The sequence below is a fragment of the Burkholderia torrens genome, assembly GCF_984668525.1.
In genome coordinates, this window is the sequence record NZ_OZ480211.1 from 2886523 (window position 1) to 2905248 (window position 18726).

Here is an 18726-nt window from a genome sequence, read left to right on the forward strand (position 1 = left end):
CCGCGTTTCAGCTTCGCCGGCCCGCGGCGTGTGCAACGGCGCACGCCGCAGGCCGCACGACGGCTGACGCGTTACTTCTTGTAGCCGGCCTGCCGCACCGCGCGGTCGGCGGCGGCCTGGCCCGCGGCGAGCGCCTGGTCGACCGTCATCTGGCCCGCGACCGCACCGGCGATCGACTGGCCGACCACCGTGCCGAACGACTGGAATTCAGGAATCCCGACGTACTGCACACCCGTGTACGGCACCTTCTTCAGCGACGGATCGTTCGGATCGGCCGTCTCGATCGCCTTCAGCACGAAGTCCGAGAACGGCGCGGCGGCCTTGTACTCGGGCCGCTGATACGTCGACGTGCGCGTGCCCGGCGGCACCGACGCCCAACCCTCGTCCTTGCCGACCATCTCGATGTACTGCTTCGACGTCGCCCACGCGATGAACTTGCGCGCGGCATCCTGCTGCTTCGACGTCTTCGGCACCGCGAGCGCCCACGCCCACAGCCAGTGCGAGCCCTTCGGCGTGGCGGCGACCGGCGCGGCCGCGAAGCCGATCTTGTCGGCCACCTGCGACTGCTGCTTGTTGTAGAGCATCCCGGCCGCGACCGTCGCGTCGATCCACATCGCGCACTTGCCCGATGCGGTCAGCGTCAGGTTCTCGTTGAAGCCGTTCGAGCTCGCGCCCGGCGGCCCGTTCTTCTTCAGCAGGTTCACGTAGAAATTGATCGCCTTCTTCCACTCGGGCGACGTGAGCTGCGCGTTCCAGTTCTCGTCGAACCAGCGCCCGCCGTACGTGTTCACGACCGTCGACACGAACGCCATGTTCTCGCCCCAGCCGGCCTTGCCGCGCAGGCAGATCCCGTAGGTGCCCTTCGACTTGTCGGTGAGCTTGTCCGCGAATTCCGCGATCTGGTCGTAGGTCGGCTGATCGGGCATCTTCAGCCCCTTCGCCGCGAACAGGTCCTTGCGGTAGAACGTCATCGAGCTTTCGACGTAGAACGGCAGCGCGTAGAGCTGGCCGTTGTACGACAGGCTGTCGCGCGCGGTCTTCACGATGTCGTTCAGGTCGTAGTCGGCCGGCAGGCCCGTCATCGGCGCGAGCCAGCCGCGCTTGCCCCACTGCGGCGTCTCGTAGGTGCCGATCGCCATCACGTCGAACTGGCCGCTGCCGGTCGTGATGTCGGTCGTCGCGCGCTGGCGCAGCACGTTCTCCTCGAGGATCACCCAGTTCAGCTTGATGTCGGGGTTCGCCTTCTCGAACGCCGGCGACAGCTTCTTCAGCTCGATCATGTCGGGGTTGTTCAGCGTCGCGATCGTCAGCGTGCCGGCGGACGCGGCGCAGGCCGCCGTCGCGAGCGCGGCTCCGGCGAAGCAGCGTGCGGCGGCGTCGAGCATCTTTCGTTGCATGGCATGTCTCCTGTGTTTGTTCGAAGTGTCGTCGGTCTTGCGTCGTTTCCTTCGCGGCCCGTCACGCCGGCCGCTGCATTCCGCACGCGCGCGCATAGTGCGCGATCACGTCGCGTATCCGATGGCGCACCCACGCACGCGGCTCCCTGGCGAGCCCGCCCGCGCGGCACGCCGCGTAGACGTCCGGCAGCCATTGCGCGACGAGCGTCTCCGGCACCGGCTGCCGCGCGAGGTTGCCGAACAGCTGCTCGACCGCGGCCGCGACGGCCGGCTGCAGCCAGTAGTAGCGAATGCGGTCGCTGTAGCTAAACTGGCGCGCGAGCCGCTGCTCCGTCTCGTCGCCTCGGTAGTACGGCGCCCAGTGTTCGGGCTGCGCGCGCATCGCGGTGTCGACGACGTCGCGCAGCCGCGAGCGCTGCGCGACGTCGTCGATCAGCGCATCCTCGATGAACGTCAGCGCGAACAGCGCCTCGCGCAGCGCGAACGTCAGCGCGGGGCCGACCTTCAGCACCGCGAAGTGGTCGCGCACGAGCGCGGCGAGCGCGCCTTCGGTCTGGTAATCGGTCGAATGCGCCTCGAATACGAGGCGCGGTGTCTGCAGGATACTCGCGCCGAGCGACGCCGCCTTCGCACTGTCGTAGTCGAGCACGTGGCGATCGTCGAAGTCGACACCCGGCTGCGCGACGATCGCGACGACGCGCGTCCATGCATCGTCGAGCCCGGCTGCCGCAAACGCGCGGCGGTGCGCGTCGAGCGTCGCCGCGATGCTGTCGCTGCGCGTGACCGCGATCCGCGCGATCGCCGCATCGTCCCCGTCGTTCGCACTGCCGCTCACTTCGCCGCCGGGTGTCGGCACCTCGGTGCCGATCACGTAGACGGGCGCGATCCCGGCGCGCTGCGCCGCAGCTTCCGCCGCGCGGCACAGCTCGGCCGCGCGTGCGGCGATCGTGCGGTCGTCGAGCCGTACCGGATCGTCCGCGCACGCCATGCTCGCATCGAGATGGATCTTCTCGAAGCCGGCCTCGACATAGGCGGCGACCATCGCGACGGCCTCGCGCATCGCGTCGGCCGCGCGGCGATGGCGCCACGGATTCGGGCCGAGGTGATCGCCGCCGAGCACGAGCGCCGACGGCGCGAGCCCGCAACGCGCGGCGATCGCATCGACGTCGCGGCGGAAATCGGCGGGCGTCATGCCCGTATAGCCGCCGAGATGGTTCACCTGGTTGCAGGTCGCCTCGATCAGCAGCGGCGAACCGTCCGCGCGCGCAGCCTCGCACGCGGCCTCCAGCACGAGCCGGTGCGCGCTGCAGATCGAATAGATGCCGCGCTGCGCGTCGGCGCGGTTCGCGTCGAAGATCATCCGCAGCACCGCGTCCGCATGCGCGGTGCGCGGGCGTTCAGCGAAGGACGTCAGGCCGGACATGCGACACCTCGTTCGGTCAGGAAGCGGTCGATCTCGGCCGCGCTGCTGTTGCCTTCCATCGGGCCGCGCCGCGTGACCGCGATCGCGCCGGCCGCGTTCGCGCGGCGCAGTGCGGCATCGATCGGCACACCCGCGACGAGGCTCGCGACCAGCGTGCCGCCGAAGCAGTCGCCGGCGCCGGTCGGGTCGACTTCGGCGACCGGAAAGGCCGGCGCGTCGACGCGGTTCGCACGGTCGAACGCGACGCTGCCCTCCGCGCCGCGCTTCAGCACGACGCGCTCGAGCAGCGGATGCGTCGCGAGCAGGCCCGCGATCGCGCGCTCGGCCGGCTGCGGGCCGCAGAAGAACGGCAGGTCGGCCTCGCTCGGCAGGAACAGGTGGCACGCGGCGAGCATCTCGTCGAGCGCCGCGCGCATCGGACGAAAACTCAGCATCTCAGGGCGCACGTTCGGATCGAACGATACCTTCGCGCCGGTGCGCGCGGCCTCGATTACGCCGCGCTGCACGGCGGCGATCGCCGATTCGCTCGTCAGCGACGAACCCATCACATGAAAGTAGCGGCAGCCGTCGAACATCGCGGTATCGACATCGGATGCATCGACGCACGCGGCCGCGCTGGTGGACAGCGTAAACACGAAGCTGCGCGAGCCGTCGTCGCGATACGCGACGAACGCGGTGCCGGTCGGGCGTGCGACGCGGCGGATGCGCGCGACCTCGACGCCGTCGCGTTCGAGCCGCGCGACGATCGCGTCGCCGAACGCGTCGCGGCCGACGCAGCCCGCATACGCGACACGCGCGCCGAGCCGCGCGGCCTGGTCGGCGAAGATCGCCGGCGCGCCGCTCGGGAACGGCCCCGCGAACAGGCCGGGCATCTCGAAACCCTGGCCGCGCTCGGCGGCGACGAATTCGGCGAGCAGTTCGCCGGCGACGACGATCTCGGCCATCAGGCGTGCCCTCCTCGTTCGCCGGCGGCCACTTCGTCGCAGGCCGGCCGGCAGGTTACGCGTGCGAGCGGCGCCATGTCAGCTCATCCAGTTGCCGCCGTCGACGTTCAGCGTCTGGGCGGTGATGTAGTCGGCGTCGGCCGACGCGAGGAACAGCGCGGCACCCGTCAGGTCGCCCGGCACGCCCATGCGGCCGAGCGGCACGGCTTCGCCCACGAGCCGCTTCTTCTCGCCGAGCGGCCGGTTCTCGTAGCGCGCGAACAGCGCGTCGACCTGCTCCCACATCGGCGTGTCGACGACGCCCGGCGCGATCCCGTTCACATTGATCCGGTGCGGCGCGAGCGCGAGCGCGGCCGATTGCGTATAGCTGATCACCGCGGCCTTGGTCGCGCAGTAGTGCGAAACGAGCGCCTCGCCGCGACGGCCGGCCTGCGACGACATATTGACGATCTTGCCGCCGTGCCCCTGCTCGACCATTCGCTGCGCGACCGCTTGCATCAGGAAGAATAGCCCTTTGACGTTGACCGCGAACAGCCGGTCGAACACGTCCCACGATTCGTCGAGGATCGGGCGCATGTCGAACAGCGCCGCGTTGTTGAACAGGATGTCGACGCCACCGAAGCGTTCGACCGCCGTTGCGACGATCCGCTCGATGTCGTCGCGGCGCGTGACGTCCGCGGTGACGGCCACCGCGCGGCCGGGGTTCGCCTCGATCAGCCGCGCGAGCGAGCCGCCGGCGGGCTTCAGGTCGACGAGCACGCAGCGCGCGCCCTCGTCCAGATAGCGTTGCGCGACCGCCTCGCCGATGCCGCTTGCGGCGCCCGTCAGGATCGCGACCTTGTCTTCCAGTCTCACTGGCTGTCTCCGGTTCATTCTGCTGTACGACGGCCACGAGGTGAGCGAACGCTCGCTGACCGATCAATTGCTCTGTTAGTGATCGAATGATCGGATACGCGATTCGCGCTGTCAAGACGATGCGACGGCTTTCTATGACGCGCTGCGGCACAGGGGCGCACGATGACGTCCCGCCGCGCCCGCACCGCAAGGCGCGGGGCGCACGGTGCGGCGCAGTGGCATCGACGATGAAGGGGACGGAGCGAGGACGGAAAAACGGAATTCGCGCTGCACGGCGCGACGATACGTTATATCATCGCCGTACTTTGTTTCATCGCCCTGCTTCACGCCATGGCTACCTCCTCGTCCATTGACGCCCGGCTGTCCCGGGCCGACGCATTCGCCGCCGAGCACGGGCTCGCGTGGACGCCGCTGCGCCGTCAGGTCTACGAACGCGTGCTGGCCGCGCAGCGCCCGATCGGCGCATACGACCTGCTCGCCGAACTCGAACCGCAGCGCGGCCGCGTGCCGCCGACCACCGTCTATCGCGCGCTGGATTTCCTCGTCGAGCACGGCTTCATCCACCGGATCGAATCGAAGAATGCGTTCCTCGCGTGCTGCGAGATCGGCGTGCCGCACGAAGGTCAGTTCCTGATCTGCGATTCGTGCGGCGACACCGTCGAGATTCCCGGCGGCGATCTCGCGAAGCAGCTGTCCGCGAGCGAGCCCGCGCACGGTTTCGAAGTCCACCACCAGGTCGTCGAGCTGAGCGGCCTGTGCGGACACTGCAAGCGCAAGCCCGCCCAGCGCTGACGTCGTATCGCGCGGCTCACGCGCCGCCCTTCCAACGAGGAGTTCCATGTCCATTGCCCTGAAGTGCGTGCCGCGGCGCGCCTTGTCGCCTGTCCGCTGGCTGGCCACCGCCGTCGCCACGCTGTCGTTCGCCGCGCCCGTGGTTGCGCAGGCGGCGACCGTCAACGTCGTCGCCGCCGAGAATTTCTACGGCGACGTCGCATCGCAGATCGGCGGCCGCCACGTCGCGGTCACGAGCATCCTCAGCAATCCCGACCAGGATCCGCACCTGTTCGAAGCGAGCCCGAAGACGGCCCGCGCGCTCCAGCGCGCGCAGGTCGTGATCTACAACGGCGCCGACTACGATCCGTGGATGGGCAAGCTGCTCGGCGCATCGAAACAGGCGAAACGCGCGACGATCGTCGTTGCCGACCTGGTCGGCAAGAAGGCCGGCGACAACCCGCACCTCTGGTACGACCCGGCGACGATGCCGGCGGCCGCGCGCGCGATCGCGGCCGAGCTCGGCCGCGCCGACCCGGCGAACAAGGCCGACTACGATGCGAACCTGCAGAAGTTCGTCGCGTCGCTGAAGCCCGTCGACGACAAGGTCGCCGCGCTGCGCGCGAAATACAAGGGCGTGCCCGTGACGGCCACCGAGCCCGTGTTCGGCTACATGTCGGATGCGATCGGCCTCGACATGCGCAACCAGCGCTTCCAGCTCGCGACGATGAACAACACCGAAGCCAGCGCGCAGGATGTCGCCGCGTTCGAGAACGACCTGCGCAAAAAGCAGGTGCGCGTGCTGATCTACAACAGCCAGGCCGAAGAACCGATGACCAAGCGCATGCTGAAGATCGCGCGCGACGGCGGCGTGCCGACCGTCAGCGTCACCGAGACGCAGCCGGCCGGCAAGACCTTCCAGCAATGGATGGCCGGCCAGCTCGACGCGCTCGGCAACGCGCTTGCAGCCGGCAAGTAATAGCTAACCGTAACGACATGACCGCCACTCCCCACGCACTCGCCGTCGATCGCGTCACGCTCGAACTGGGCGGACGCACGATCCTGCGCGATGTCAGCTTCTCGATCGAACCCGGCGAATTCGTCGGCGTGCTCGGGCCGAACGGCGCGGGCAAGACGACGCTGATGCGCGCGGTGCTCGGCCTCGTGCCCGTGTCGGCCGGCACGCTGTCCGTCGGCGGCGTGCCGGTCGTGCGCGGCAACCCGTCGATCGGCTACATGCCGCAGATCAGGAGCGGCCTCGCGAACCGCCGGATGCGCGGCTACGACTTCGTCGCGATGGCCGCCGACGGCCACCGCTGGGGCTTGCCGCACACGAACGCGGCCACGCGCCGCGACGTCGATCGCGTGCTCGATCTCGTCGGCGGCCAGACGCTCGCGCGCCGGCCACTGTCCGAGCTGTCGGGCGGCGAACGCCAGCGCCTGCTGCTCGCGCAGTGCCTGCTCGGCAATCCGAAGCTGCTGCTGCTCGACGAGCCGCTGATCAGCCTCGACCCGAACCACCAGCGCGGTGTCGTCGAACTCGTGCGCAACGTGCAGCGCGAGCTCGGCATCACCGTACTGTTCTCCGCGCACGAACTGAATCCGCTGCTGAACGCGCTCGACCGCGTGCTGTATCTCGGCAACGGCGTCGCGGCGCTCGGCACCGTCGACGAGGTGATCACGAAGCCGGTGCTGTCGCGGCTCTACGGGTCGCCGATCGACGTGATGCGTGTGAACGGCAAGATCTTCGTGATGTCCGGCGACGTCGAGGTCGAGAAACACGACCACGAACACGAGGACGACGACGGTCACTCGCACGGCGGTGGCGGCGGCCACGGCCATCACCACCACGGACACGCTCATCCCGGGCATTCGCACGATGTTTGAATACGACTTCATGATCAACGCCTTCGCGGCGTCGGGCATCGTCGCGGTGCTCGCGGGCATCGTCGGCTACTTCCTGGTGCTGCGCGGGCAGACCTTCGCCGGTCACGCGCTGTCGCACGTCGGCTTCACAGGCGCGACGGGCGCGGTGCTGCTCGGCATCTCGCCGATCTGGGGGATGGTCGGCTTCACGCTCGCGGCCGGGATCGGGATGGGCGCGCTCGGCGAAAAGCTCGCGGGCCGCGACGTCGCGATCGGTGTGATCCTGTCGGGTGCGCTCGGCTTCGGCCTGCTGTTCCTGCATTTCTATACGTCGTTCGCGACGCAGGTCACCGCGCTGCTGTTCGGCAACGTGCTCGCGGTGAGCCACGACACGCTCGCGGTGCTTGCGGGCATCGGCGCGGTGAGCCTCGCCGCGCTCGCGCTGATCGCGCGGCCGCTGCTGTTCGCGTCGCTGCAGCCGGAACTGGCCGAAGCGAAGGGTGTGTCGCTGCGCACGGTGTCGATGCTGTTCCTCGCGGTGTGCGCGCTCGCGGTGGCCGCGGCGACGCAGATCGTCGGCGTGCTGCTCGTATTCACGTTGCTGGTCGGGCCGGCGGCGGCCGCGCAGAACGTGTCGACGCGACTATCGACGGGCGTGCTGCTCGCCGCGCTGTTCGCGCTGTTCGAGGCGTGGGCCGGCATCGTGCTCGCGTATCACACTGATTGGCCGACGAGCTTCTGGATCACTGCGCTGTCGGCGCTCGTGTACGGAGCGAGCTTGTTGCGGCGCAACTGATCGCCGTCCGACGGATCGCCGTCCGATGCAAATGAAAACGCCGGCGTGCCCGAGGGCAGCGCCGGCGTTTTTTTATGCATTCGCGATTTCGCGCGGAACGTCGTATGCGTTATCGGCTTACCTTCCCGCTCACCGAGCCAGCACCCGCGCATGATGCTCAATGTGATCGGCGATGAACGTCGAGATGAAGTAGTAGCCGTGGTCGTAGCCCGGATGACGGCGCAGCGTCAGCGGCTGGCCGGCCTTCGCGCACGCGGCTTCGAACACGTCGGGATTCAGCTGGTTCGCGAGGAACTGATCGGCCAGCCCCTGGTCGACGAGGATGCCGTCCGCGAACTTCGGCGCATCGGCGCGCGCGACGAGCTCGCTCGCGTCATGCGCCTTCCACGCGTCGCGATCGTCGCCGAGGTAGCCCGAGAATGCCTTCTCGCCCCACGGGCAGCGCGTCGGCGCGGCGATCGGCGCGAACGCCGACACCGACCGGTACAGGCCCGGATGGCGCAGCGCGAGCGTCAGCGCGCCGTGCCCGCCCATCGAGTGGCCGAAGATCCCGAGCCGCGTACCGTCGATCGGCAGCTCGGCCGCGACGAGCTCGCGCAGCTCGCCCGTCACGTACGACTCCATCCGGTAATGCGTGGACCACGGCGCCTCGGTCGCGTCGACGTAGAAGCCCGCGCCGACACCAAAATCCCACGCGTCGGTTTCACCCGGCACGCCCGCGCCGCGCGGGCTCGTGTCGGGCATCACGAGCGCGATGCCGTGCTGCGCCGCGTATTGCTGCGCACCGCCCTTGATCGCGAACGTCTCGTCGGTGCACGTGAGCCCCGCGAGATAGAACAGCGCCGGCACGCGGCCGTGCGCCGCCTGCGGCGGCAGGTACACCGAGAACTTCATCGGCAGGCCGATGGCCGCCGAATCGTGACGGTAGAAGCGCTGCTCGCCGCCGTGGCACGCATGCGAGGAAACGAGTTCGAGCATGACGGTGCGCTCCCGGTCAGTACAGCACGACCGAGCGGATCGACTCGCCGGCCTTCATCAGGTCGAAGCCTTCGTTGATCCGCTCGAGCGGCAGCGTGTGCGTGATCAGGTCGTCGATGTTGATCTTGCCTTCCATGTACCAGTCGACGATCTTCGGCACGTCGGTGCGGCCGCGCGCGCCGCCGAACGCCGAGCCCTTCCACTCGCGGCCCGTGACCAGCTGGAACGGACGCGTGCTGATTTCCTCGCCCGCCGCGGCCACGCCGATGATGAACGACTGGCCCCAGCCCTTGTGCGTGCATTCCAGCGCCTGGCGCATCAGCTTCACGTTGCCGACGCATTCGAACGAGTAGTCGGCGCCGCCGTCGGTCAGTTGCACGATGTGGTCGACGACGTTCTCGACTTCGTTCGGGTTGATGAAGTGCGTCATCCCGAACTTCTTCGCGAGCTCGACGCGCTTCGGATTGATGTCGACGCCGATGATCTTGTCCGCGCCGACCATCTTCGCGCCCTGGATCACGTTCAGGCCGATCCCGCCGAGGCCGAACACGACCACGTTCGCACCGGCCTCGACCTTCGCCGAGTACACGACCGCGCCGACGCCCGTCGTCACGCCGCAGCCGATATAGCAGATCTTGTCGAACGGCGCGTCCTCGCGCACTTTCGCGACGGCGATTTCCGGCACGACGATGTAGTTCGAGAAGGTCGACGTGCCCATGTAGTGGAACAGCGGCTTGCCGTCGAGCGAGAAGCGCGACGTCGCGTCGGGCATCAGGCCCTTGCCCTGCGTCGCGCGGATCTTCTGGCACAGGTTGGTCTTGCGCGACAGGCAGAACTTGCACTCGCGGCATTCCGGCGTATAGAGCGGAATCACGTGATCGCCCTTGCGCACGGTGCCGACGCCGGGGCCGACGTCGACCACCACGCCCGCGCCTTCATGGCCGAGGATCGCCGGGAAGATTCCTTCCGGATCGGCGCCCGACAGCGTGTAGTAGTCGGTGTGGCAGATGCCCGTCGCCTTCACTTCGATCAGCACTTCGCCTGCGCGCGGCCCTTCGAGATCGACTTCCTCGATCGTCAGCGGCGCACCCGCCTTCCAGGCAATCGCGGCTTTCGTTTTCATCGTGTCACTCCTGTGTGTCTGTGAGGTCGGCCCGCACGCGCGCATCGGCGCCCGCCGGGTTCCATGCAAAGCTGTCGAAGCCGTGCCGCGCGGCATCGCGCGCGACACGAAGAAAGCATTCCGTGCTCGCCATGATGGCCGGTCCCGCCACGCGCCGCGTGCGGGAAACGGCCGCCGGCTTGCCACGATGCGTCATCGCTGGCGCAAAAGAACAAGTGTTCGAGTTTAAACGCCCGTCGTGAACCATGCATCCGTGCGCACGTACAGATCGATGAAGCGCGCATGACGCGCGGCCAGCGAGCGGTCGTCGCGCGGCACCGCGACCGGCGACGCGGCCGGCGCCAACGCACGCAATGCGTCTTCCCGCCAGTGCCCGATCGCGACGCCCGCGAGCAGCGCGGCGCCGCGCGTCGCGGCATTCGGACAGTCGATCGCGTGCAGCGACGCGCCGAGCGCGTCGGCGAGCAACTGGCGCCAGCGCGGATCGACCGAGCCGCCGCCCGCGAGGCGCAGCGTGGTCACCGGGTCGCGGCGATCGGCATCGCGGATCGCGTCGAGCCCCGCGCGCAACGCGAACGCGACGCCCTCGAACGCCGCGCGCATCATCGCGCCGCGCGTATCGCCGAGCCCGAGGCCGAGCCAGCCGCCGCGCGCATCGGGGTTCATCCACGGCGAACGCTCGCCCGTCAGGTACGGCAGGAAGCACAGCCGTTCCGACACCGGCTGCGCGAACGCATCGTCATACGCGTCGGCCCATCCCGCATAGCCGAGCCAGCCGCGCACGGCCTCGAGCGCGAGCCCGACGTTCTGCATCGCGGCCATCGTGTAGTAGCCGCCGCCGGCCGCCGTGCGATAGCGATGCAGCCCGCGCCGCGCGGGCGGCAGCGCATCCGCGAGCACGACGATCTGGCCGCCGCTGCCGGTCGTCAGCAGGGCGTCGCCCGCGGCAACCAGCCCGCTGCCGAGCGCCGCGCAGGCGGTGTCGGCGGCGCCCGTCGCGAGCGGCACGCCGGTAGGCAGCCCGAGCGCGGCGGCCGCCTGCGCGCCGAGCGTGCCGCAGCGCGCAGTCGATGCACGCACCGGCGCGAAGCGGTCGGCCGGCAGGCCGAGCGCGTCGATCAAGGTGACGTCCCACGCGCCGTCGGGTGTCGCCAGCGCGGTCGCGCACGCGTCGCTCGGATCGGCCGCGACGTCGCCGCCGAGCGCGATGCGCAGCCAGTCCTTCGGCTGTACGGCCCGGCGCGCGGCGCGCAGCGCATCGGGTTCGTGCGCGGCCAACCAGCACAGCAGCGGGCCGGCCATGCCCGGCGCGACGGGATTCGGTGCATCGGGCCAGACCGCCGCGTCCGCTTCGCGCACCGCGCGCGTGTCGGGCCACAGCAGCGCGGGTCGCACCGGCCGGCCGGCCGCGTCGATCAGCACGACGCCGTGCATCTGGCCCGAGAAGCCGATCGCGGCGACCTGTGCGCGCTCGCCGGCCGGCAGCCGCGCGGCCGCGCGCACGAGCGCCTGCCACCACGTATCGGGCGCGATCTCGGCCCAACCGGGCTGCGGCGACGACAGCGCGTAAGGTTCGCTCGCGACTGCCCGCTCGGCGCCATCGGCATCGAGCGTGACGAGTTTGACGGAGCCGGTGCCGAGGTCGATTCCGAGCAGGCGCATGACGGTAGGAAAATTCGTATGAACGGATCCCGATGATAACGGGATCGCGATACGCGCCCCGGTTTTTACCGTCCGCTCGATGCGCCGGATGCGCGCTCGAAATCATGGGTTTCACCGGGCTGCACCTTGCGTGCAAAAGCGGCCGTTCGCGGGTTAACCCGGCACGATTTCTCGACACCCCTTTTTGCCACTATGCGCGCGGCCCGATACACACCATAAAGCGGCCCATATTTGACATGGGGGCCGGCGCTATTTTGAAGGGCTATAAAACCGGGGAACCTCACTCCTGCGGCTGTTTCCCGATGATCGACACCCTGCTCCATGCCGAATTGGCATATCGAACCAGCAAAGAACGGAATAGTACCCAGCGCTCTTGTTGCGTGGATTCATTCCGCATAACTTCGTATCACCCCGAAAACAAGATCATGGAGTGAGACAGATGCAATCGAACACGGTCCATCCGTGCGATGAGGTGCTGCCGACCGGCAAGCTGGTAACGCTTGGCCTGCAGCACGTCCTCGTCATGTACGCCGGCGCCGTCGCCGTGCCGCTTATCGTCGGCGCGGCGCTCAAGCTGCCGAAAGACCAGATCGCGTTCCTGATCAGCGCCGATCTGTTTTCGTGCGGCATCGCCACGCTGATCCAGACGCTGGGCCTGTGGATCTTCGGGATCCGCCTGCCCGTCATCATGGGCTGCACGTTCGCCGCAGTCGGCCCGATGATCGCGATCGGCACGAACCCCGGCCTCGGCATTCTCGACATCTTCGGATCGACGATCGCGGCCGGCATCATCGGCATCGTGCTCGCGCCGATGATCGGCAAGCTGTTGCGGTTCTTCCCGCCGGTGGTCGTCGGCACCGTGATCGCGGTGATCGGGCTGTCGCTGATGGAAGTCGGCATCAACTGGGCGGCCGGCGGCGTCGGCAACCCCGAGTACGGCAGCCCCGTCTATCTCGGCCTGTCGCTGCTCGTGCTGACGCTGATCCTGCTGATCAACAAGTTCGGCCGCGGCTTCATCGCGAACATCTCGGTACTGCTCGGCATCGTCGCCGGCTTCGCGATCGCGTTCGCGATCGGCCGCGTGAATACCGACGGCGTCGCGCACGCACCGTGGGTCGGCATCGTGATGCCGTTCCACTTCGGCATGCCGCACTTCGACCCGCTGTCGATCGTGACGATGGTCACGGTGATGTTCGTCACGTTCATCGAATCGACCGGCATGTTCCTCGCGGTCGGCGACATGGTCGATCGTCCGGTCAACCAGGAGCGCCTGGTGCGCGGCCTGCGCGTCGACGGCCTCGGCACGCTGATCGGCGGCATCTTCAACTCGTTCCCGCATACGTCGTTCTCGCAGAACGTCGGCCTGATCGGCGTGACGGGCGTGAAGAGCCGGTTCGTGTGTGCGACGGGCGGCGTGATCCTCGTGCTGCTCGGCCTGTTCCCGAAGATGGCGCAGGTCGTCGCATCGGTACCGCCGTTCGTGCTCGGCGGCGCAGGCATCGTGATGTTCGGGATGGTCGCCGCGAACGGCATCAAGGTGCTGTCGAAGGTCGACTTCGTGAACAATTCGCACAACCTGTTCATCGTCGCCGTGAGCGTCGGCATGGGCCTCGTGCCGGTCGTGTCGCCGCACTTCTTCTCGAAGCTGCCGCCGGCGCTCGCGCCGATCCTGCACAGCGGCATCCTGCTGGCCTCGGCCTCGGCCGTGATCCTGAACATCGTGTTCAACGGCGTGAAAGGCGAAAAGGATGCGCGCTGCGAGATTCGGCGCGCCGGGCACGACTTCGACGGGCGCCCCGTCGACGTGCACCACTGATCGCCCCGCGCCCGACGACGGCGCGACGCGGTAAAAGCAAGACGCCACGGCATGCCGTGGCGTTTTGCTTTGGGGGTGACGAAGCAGGTGGCGTGTTCACGGCGGCCACTCCTCGCGTCGCGAGGCGGGTCAGCGGAGACGCTGGGCAGCGCGGAATGCAGATGGGCCACGCAGGGCGATGTGGCCGGCGTCATCGACGTCACCGAAGTCCGATGCAGTCGTCGTCACGCCGACCATCTTCGCGCGATTCAGTCGTACAAAAGAAAACGCCACGGGCTTTCGTCCGTGGCGTTTTCGTTTCCGCGTACAGCCGGTTCGAAGGACAAGCACGCGAAACAGCGCCTGCCCTGCGTTGCGCTTACCCGTTCGTCGTCGCTGCCGACGCCGCCGCCGGAGCAGCTGCCTTGTCGTAGTCGGCCGGTGCATCCGGCGCGCGCGGCGTTTCGCCGGCCCGCTGGATCCACCCGCCGCCCAGCGCGCGATACAGGTCGACCAGGTTCGTCCAGCGCGCCAGACGCGCGCTGATCAGCGTCTGCTGCGCCGAATACAGGTCCGTCTGCGCGGTCAGCACCGACAGGTAGCTGTCGACGCCGTTCTTGTAACGCAGGTCCGACAGGTCGTAGCGACGCTGCTGCGCGTGCTCGTTGCGCTCCAGCGCCGCGATCTGCTGGTCGTACGTGCCGCGTGCGGCGAGACCATCCGCCACTTCGCGGAACGCCGACTGGATCGCCTTCTCGTAGTTCGCGATCTCGATGCGCTTCTGCACATTCGCGAGGTTCAGGTTAGCAATGTTCTGACCACCTTCGAAGATCGGCATCGTGATCTGCGGCGCGAACGACCATGCGGCCGTGCCGGCCTTGAACAGGCCGCCCAGCGTCGGGCTGCCGGTGCCGAACGCACCCGTCAGCGAGATTCGCGGGAAGAACGCCGCGCGCGCCGCGCCGATGTTCGCGTTCGCGGCCAGCAGCGTCTGCTCGGCCTGCATCACGTCGGGACGACGCGTCAGCAGATCCGACGGCAACCCGGCCGGCACGTCCGTCAACAGGTTCTGCGCGTCGAGCGGCATGCCTGCCGGCAGATCGTCCGGCAGCGGCTCGCCGATCAGCAGCACCAGCGCGTTCAGCGCCTGCGCGCGGGCACGGGCCTGCGCCTGCTGGTTCGCGAGCGCCGTCTCGACCACCGTCTGCGCCTGGCGCAGTTCGAGCTCGGAGCCCGTGCCGTTGTCGAAGCGCAGCTTCGTCAGGTCGTACTGCGCCTGAGCGGACTTCAGCGTGTCCTCCGTGACCTTCAGCAGGTCGTCGGTCGACAGCAGCGTCAGGTATTGATCGGCCACCTGCGACACCAACGAGATTTCCGACGCCTGCCGTGCGTACGACGTCGACAGGTACTGCGCGAGCGCCTGGTCCTTCAGGCTCTGCACGCGGCCGAACAGATCGAGCTCCCACGACGCCGACAGCCCGACGTTGTAGGCGCGCGAGATGTACGGCGCACCGGTCTGCGAAAGGCCCTGCGGCACGCGCTGGATGTTGCCCGTGCCCGTACCGTCTAGCGTCGGGAACAGGCCCGCGCGCGTGATCTGGTACTGCGCGCGCGCCGCCTCGATGTTCAGCACCGACACGCGCAGGTCGCGGTTGTTCTTCAGCGCGATCTCGATCAGCCGCTGCAGGCGCGGATCGACGAAGAATTCGCGCCAGCCGATGGCGGTCGCCGCCTGGCCGTTCGCGCTGCGCGCGCCGGCAGCGCCCGGCTGCGTCGCATAGACGCCGCCGGCCGGGTACGCCTGCGCGACGGGTGCATCGGGGCGCTTGTAATGCGGCGCCATCGTGCAGCCCGTGGCAAAGAGCGCGACCGCGATTGCAGTCAAAGCGTGTTTTTGCATCATCACTGTCCCTTGTTGCCTTCGTCGCCGTTGCCCGGCTTCTCTTCGTGGTGCGAGTGCTCCTGAGCCAGGCGCAGCGCCTCGTCGACGTCTTCCTTCTCGCCGCTGAAGATCGCGCGGATCTTCACGAAGAACATCGGGATCATGAAGATCGCGAGGAACGTCGCCGTGATCATCCCGCCGATCACGCCCGTACCGATCGCGTGCTGGCTGGCCGAACCCGCGCCGTTGCTGATCGCGAGCGGCATCACACCGAGAATGAACGCGAGCGACGTCATCAGGATAGGACGCAGCCGCAGGCGCGCCGCTTCCAGCGCGGCCTCGATCGGCCCCATCTTCTCCGTCTGCTGCAACTCTCGCGCGAATTCCACGATCAGGATCGCGTTCTTCGCCGACAAGCCCACGGTCGTCAGCAGGCCGACCTGGAAGAACACGTCGTTCTCGAGGCCGCGCATCGTGGCCGCGAGCAGCGCACCGATCACGCCGAGCGGCACGACCATGATCACCGAGAACGGGATCGACCAGCTTTCATACAGTGCCGCCAGACACAGGAACACGACGAGGATCGAGATCGCGTACAGGATCGGCGCCTGCGAACCGGACTGGATTTCCTGGAACGACAGGCCCGTCCACGAATAGCCGATACCGACCGGCAGCTTCTTCGCGAGCGTTTCCATCGCGGCCATCGCCTGACCGGTCGACTTGCCCGGTGCGGCCTGACCCTGGATTTCCATCGCCGACACGCCGTTGTAGCGCTCGAGCTTCGGCGAACCATACGTCCAGTGACCGGTCGCGAACGAACTGAACGGCACCATCCCGCCCGACCCGTTGCGCACGTACCAGATGTTCATGTCTTCCGGCGTCATCCGGAACGGCGCGTCTGCCTGCACGTAGACCTTCTTGATCCGGCCGTCGGTGTCGAGGAAGTTGTTCACGTACTTCGACGCCCACGCGATCGAGAACGTCTGGTCGATCGCATCCGCCGTCACGCCCAGCGCATTCGCCTTTTCGCGGTCGATGTTGACCTTGTACTGCGGCGTATCGTTCAGGCCGTTCGGACGGACACCTTGCAGCGTCGGATCCTTCGAAGCCATCCCGAGCAGCTGGTTACGCGCGGCCATCAGCGCATCGTGGCCGAGGCCGGCGTTGTCCGTCAGCTCGAAGTCGAAGCCGGCAGCCGTACCGAGTTCGGGAATCGACGGCGGGTTGAACGGGATCACGATCGCGTCCTTGTAGCCCGCATAGCGCCCGAACATCCGGCCGATCAACGCCTGCACCTTCTGGTTCGCATGCTGACGCTGCGAGTAATCCTTCAGGCGCACGAACACGAGACCGGAGTTCTGGCCGCGGCCCGCGAAGCTGAAGCCGTTGACCGTGAACGCCGATTCGACGATTTCCTTCTCGTCCTTCAGCAGGTAGTCGGAAATGTTCGCGAGCGTCTTCGCGGTCGTTTCCTGCGTCGAACCCGACGGCGTCTGCACGATCACGAACATCAGGCCCTGGTCTTCATCGGGCAGGAACGACTTCGGCAGGCGCACGAACAGCAGCCCGACCGCGACGATCACGACCAGATAGATGATGAGCCAGCGGCCCGAGCGCTTGATCACGTGGTGCACGCCGACGTGGTACTTGTCGCGGCTGTTGTTGAACGTGCGGTTGAACCAGCCGAAGAAGCCCTTCTTCTCTTCGTGATGCCCTTGCGGGATCGGCTTGAGGATCGTCGCGCACAGTGCCGGCGTCAGAATCAACGCGACGAGCACCGACAGCACCATCGCCGACACGATCGTCAGCGAGAACTGGCGATAGATGGCGCCGACCGAGCCGCCGGAGAACGCCACCGGCACGAACACCGCCGACAGCACGAGCGCCACGCCGACGAGTGCGCCGGTGATCTGGCCCATCGCCTTGCGGGTCGCCTCCTTCGGCGACAAGCCCTCTTCGGCCATCACGCGCTCGACGTTCTCGACCACCACGATCGCATCGTCGACCAGCAGGCCGATCGCGAGCACGAGGCCGAACATCGACAGCGTGTTGATCGAGAAGCCCACCATCGACATGATCGCGAACGTACCGAGCAGCACGACCGGCACCGCGATCGTCGGGATGATCGTCGCCCGCAGGTTCTGCAGGAACAGATACATCACGAGGAACACGAGCACGATACCTTCGAGCAGCGTCTTGACCACTTCCTCGATCGACAGCTTCACGAACGGCGTCGTGTCGTACGGATACTTCACGACGAGGCCGTGCGGGAAGAACGGTGCCAGTTCGTCGATCTTCGCGCGCACGGCCTTCGCGGTGGCGAGGGCGTTCGCGTTGGTCGCGAGCTGGATACCGAGTGCCGCGGTCGGCTGACCGTTGTACTTCGTGTCGAAGTTGTAGTTTTCGCCGCCAAGGCCGATCTGCGCGACGTCCTTCAGGCGAACCTGCGAGCCGTCCTGGTTGACCTTCAGCAGGATGTTGCCGAACTGCTCGGGCGTCTGCAGCAGCGTCGATTCGGTGATCGTCGCCTGCAGCATCGTGCCCGGCTTGGCCGGCGTGCCGCCGAGCTGGCCGCCCGCGATCTGCACGTTCTGCGCGGTGATCGCCGAGCTGACGTCGACCGGCGTGAGGCCGTAGTTGGTCAGGCGGGTCGGGTCGAGCCAGATCCGCATCGCGTACTGCGAGCCGAACAGCGTGACGGTACCGACGCCGTTCAACCGGCTGATCGGATCCTTCACGTGCGACGCCACGAAGTTCGCGAGGTCGTACTTGTTCATGCTGCCGTCTTCGGAGTTGAAGGCGAGCACCAGCAGGAAGCTGCTGCTCGACTTCGTCACCGACAGGCCGAGCTGCTGCACGACCTGCGGCAGAACCGGCGTCGCGAGCGACAGCTTGTTCTGCACCTGGACCTGTGCGATGTCGGCGTTGGTGCCCGGCGCGAAGGTCAGCGTGATCGTCGCGTTGCCCGAGTCGTCACTCGTCGACGACATGTACAGGAAGTTGTCGAGACCGCTCATCTGCTGCTCGATCACCTGCGTCACCGTGTCTTCCACCGTCTTCGCGGAAGCGCCCGGGTAGTTCGCGGTGATCTGGATCGATGGCGGCGCGATCGTCGGATACTGCGAGATCGGCAGCGTGAAGATCGCCGCAACCCCGGCCAGCATCAGGATGATGGCGATCACCCACGCGAAGATCGGGCGATCGATAAAAAACTTTGCCATGAAGCAGGCTCCC

General features: G+C 67.6%; 14 protein-coding genes. 5 read left to right on the forward strand and 9 right to left on the reverse strand.

The window, feature by feature from the left end; translation table 11 throughout:
* Positions 1–71: 71 nt before the first annotated feature.
* From AC5LXX_RS13385 to AC5LXX_RS13400, 4 genes are all read right to left on the reverse strand, one after another.
* Positions 72–1397 carry an ABC transporter substrate-binding protein gene (locus tag AC5LXX_RS13385; RefSeq protein ID WP_493401459.1) on the reverse strand — a complete coding sequence of 442 codons (1326 nt, stop codon included), beginning with the start codon at positions 1395–1397 and terminating at the stop codon, positions 72–74.
* 61 nt (positions 1398–1458) lie between these two features.
* Complete coding sequence (locus AC5LXX_RS13390) at positions 1459–2820, reverse strand: D-tagatose-bisphosphate aldolase, class II, non-catalytic subunit (protein WP_493409750.1); 1362 nt, start codon at positions 2818–2820, stop codon at positions 1459–1461.
* The gene (locus AC5LXX_RS13395; RefSeq protein ID WP_493409751.1) at positions 2808–3764 is read right to left on the reverse strand and encodes a sugar kinase; all 957 of its coding nucleotides are present in this window, start codon (positions 3762–3764) and stop codon (positions 2808–2810) included. Before AC5LXX_RS13395 ends, AC5LXX_RS13390 begins: the two co-directional genes overlap by 13 nt.
* A gap of 78 nt (positions 3765–3842) precedes the next feature.
* The gene (locus AC5LXX_RS13400; RefSeq protein WP_493409752.1) at positions 3843–4619 is read right to left on the reverse strand and encodes an L-iditol 2-dehydrogenase; all 777 of its coding nucleotides are present in this window, start codon (positions 4617–4619) and stop codon (positions 3843–3845) included.
* A 330-nt stretch (positions 4620–4949) separates the two neighbouring features.
* Here AC5LXX_RS13400 and AC5LXX_RS13405 point away from each other — a divergent pair, with 330 nt between their 5' ends.
* Genes AC5LXX_RS13405 through AC5LXX_RS13420 form a run of 4 tightly spaced genes read left to right on the forward strand, consistent with a single transcriptional unit; the run spans position 4950 to position 8052 of the window.
* Positions 4950–5411, forward strand: coding sequence for a Fur family transcriptional regulator (locus AC5LXX_RS13405; RefSeq protein ID WP_124456414.1), 462 nt, complete (start codon positions 4950–4952; stop codon positions 5409–5411).
* 46 nt (positions 5412–5457) lie between these two features.
* Complete coding sequence (locus tag AC5LXX_RS13410) at positions 5458–6369, forward strand: metal ABC transporter solute-binding protein (protein WP_493409753.1); 912 nt, start codon at positions 5458–5460, stop codon at positions 6367–6369.
* A gap of 17 nt (positions 6370–6386) precedes the next feature.
* Positions 6387–7277 (forward strand): ABC transporter ATP-binding protein, encoded by an 891-nt coding sequence (locus tag AC5LXX_RS13415; RefSeq protein ID WP_493409754.1) that lies wholly within the window; start codon positions 6387–6389, stop codon positions 7275–7277.
* Positions 7270–8052 (forward strand): metal ABC transporter permease, encoded by a 783-nt coding sequence (locus AC5LXX_RS13420; protein WP_027810962.1) that lies wholly within the window; start codon positions 7270–7272, stop codon positions 8050–8052. The genes AC5LXX_RS13415 and AC5LXX_RS13420 overlap by 8 nt, the downstream gene beginning before the upstream one ends.
* Positions 8053–8181: 129 nt before the next feature.
* Here the strand turns inward: AC5LXX_RS13420 and fghA are convergent, their stop codons facing one another.
* The 3 genes from fghA to AC5LXX_RS13435 all read right to left on the reverse strand — a co-directional run bounded on the left by fghA (position 8182) and on the right by AC5LXX_RS13435 (position 11815).
* Complete coding sequence (fghA, locus tag AC5LXX_RS13425) at positions 8182–9030, reverse strand: S-formylglutathione hydrolase (protein ID WP_493409755.1); 849 nt, start codon at positions 9028–9030, stop codon at positions 8182–8184.
* Between the two features lie 16 nt (positions 9031–9046).
* The gene (locus AC5LXX_RS13430) at positions 9047–10153 is read right to left on the reverse strand and encodes an S-(hydroxymethyl)glutathione dehydrogenase/class III alcohol dehydrogenase (protein WP_006483756.1); all 1107 of its coding nucleotides are present in this window, start codon (positions 10151–10153) and stop codon (positions 9047–9049) included.
* 225 nt (positions 10154–10378) lie between these two features.
* On the reverse strand, positions 10379–11815 hold the full coding sequence (locus AC5LXX_RS13435; RefSeq protein ID WP_493409756.1) for a xylulokinase: 1437 nt from the start codon (positions 11813–11815) through the stop codon (positions 10379–10381).
* A 439-nt stretch (positions 11816–12254) separates the two neighbouring features.
* On the opposite strand from AC5LXX_RS13435, the gene AC5LXX_RS13440 reads away from it, so the two are divergent.
* A complete protein-coding gene (locus AC5LXX_RS13440) occupies positions 12255–13631 on the forward strand; it encodes a nucleobase:cation symporter-2 family protein (RefSeq protein WP_059497633.1) in 1377 nt (458 codons plus the stop codon).
* Positions 13632–13989: 358 nt separating this feature from the next.
* On the opposite strand, the gene AC5LXX_RS13445 is transcribed toward AC5LXX_RS13440, so the two are convergent.
* Together AC5LXX_RS13445 and bpeB are read right to left on the reverse strand one after the other, a co-directional pair.
* A complete protein-coding gene (locus AC5LXX_RS13445) occupies positions 13990–15513 on the reverse strand; it encodes an efflux transporter outer membrane subunit (protein WP_493409757.1) in 1524 nt (507 codons plus the stop codon).
* On the reverse strand, positions 15513–18713 hold the full coding sequence (bpeB, locus tag AC5LXX_RS13450; RefSeq protein ID WP_493409758.1) for an efflux RND transporter permease BpeB: 3201 nt from the start codon (positions 18711–18713) through the stop codon (positions 15513–15515). Before bpeB ends, AC5LXX_RS13445 begins: the two co-directional genes overlap by 1 nt.
* Positions 18714–18726 lie beyond the last annotated feature (13 nt).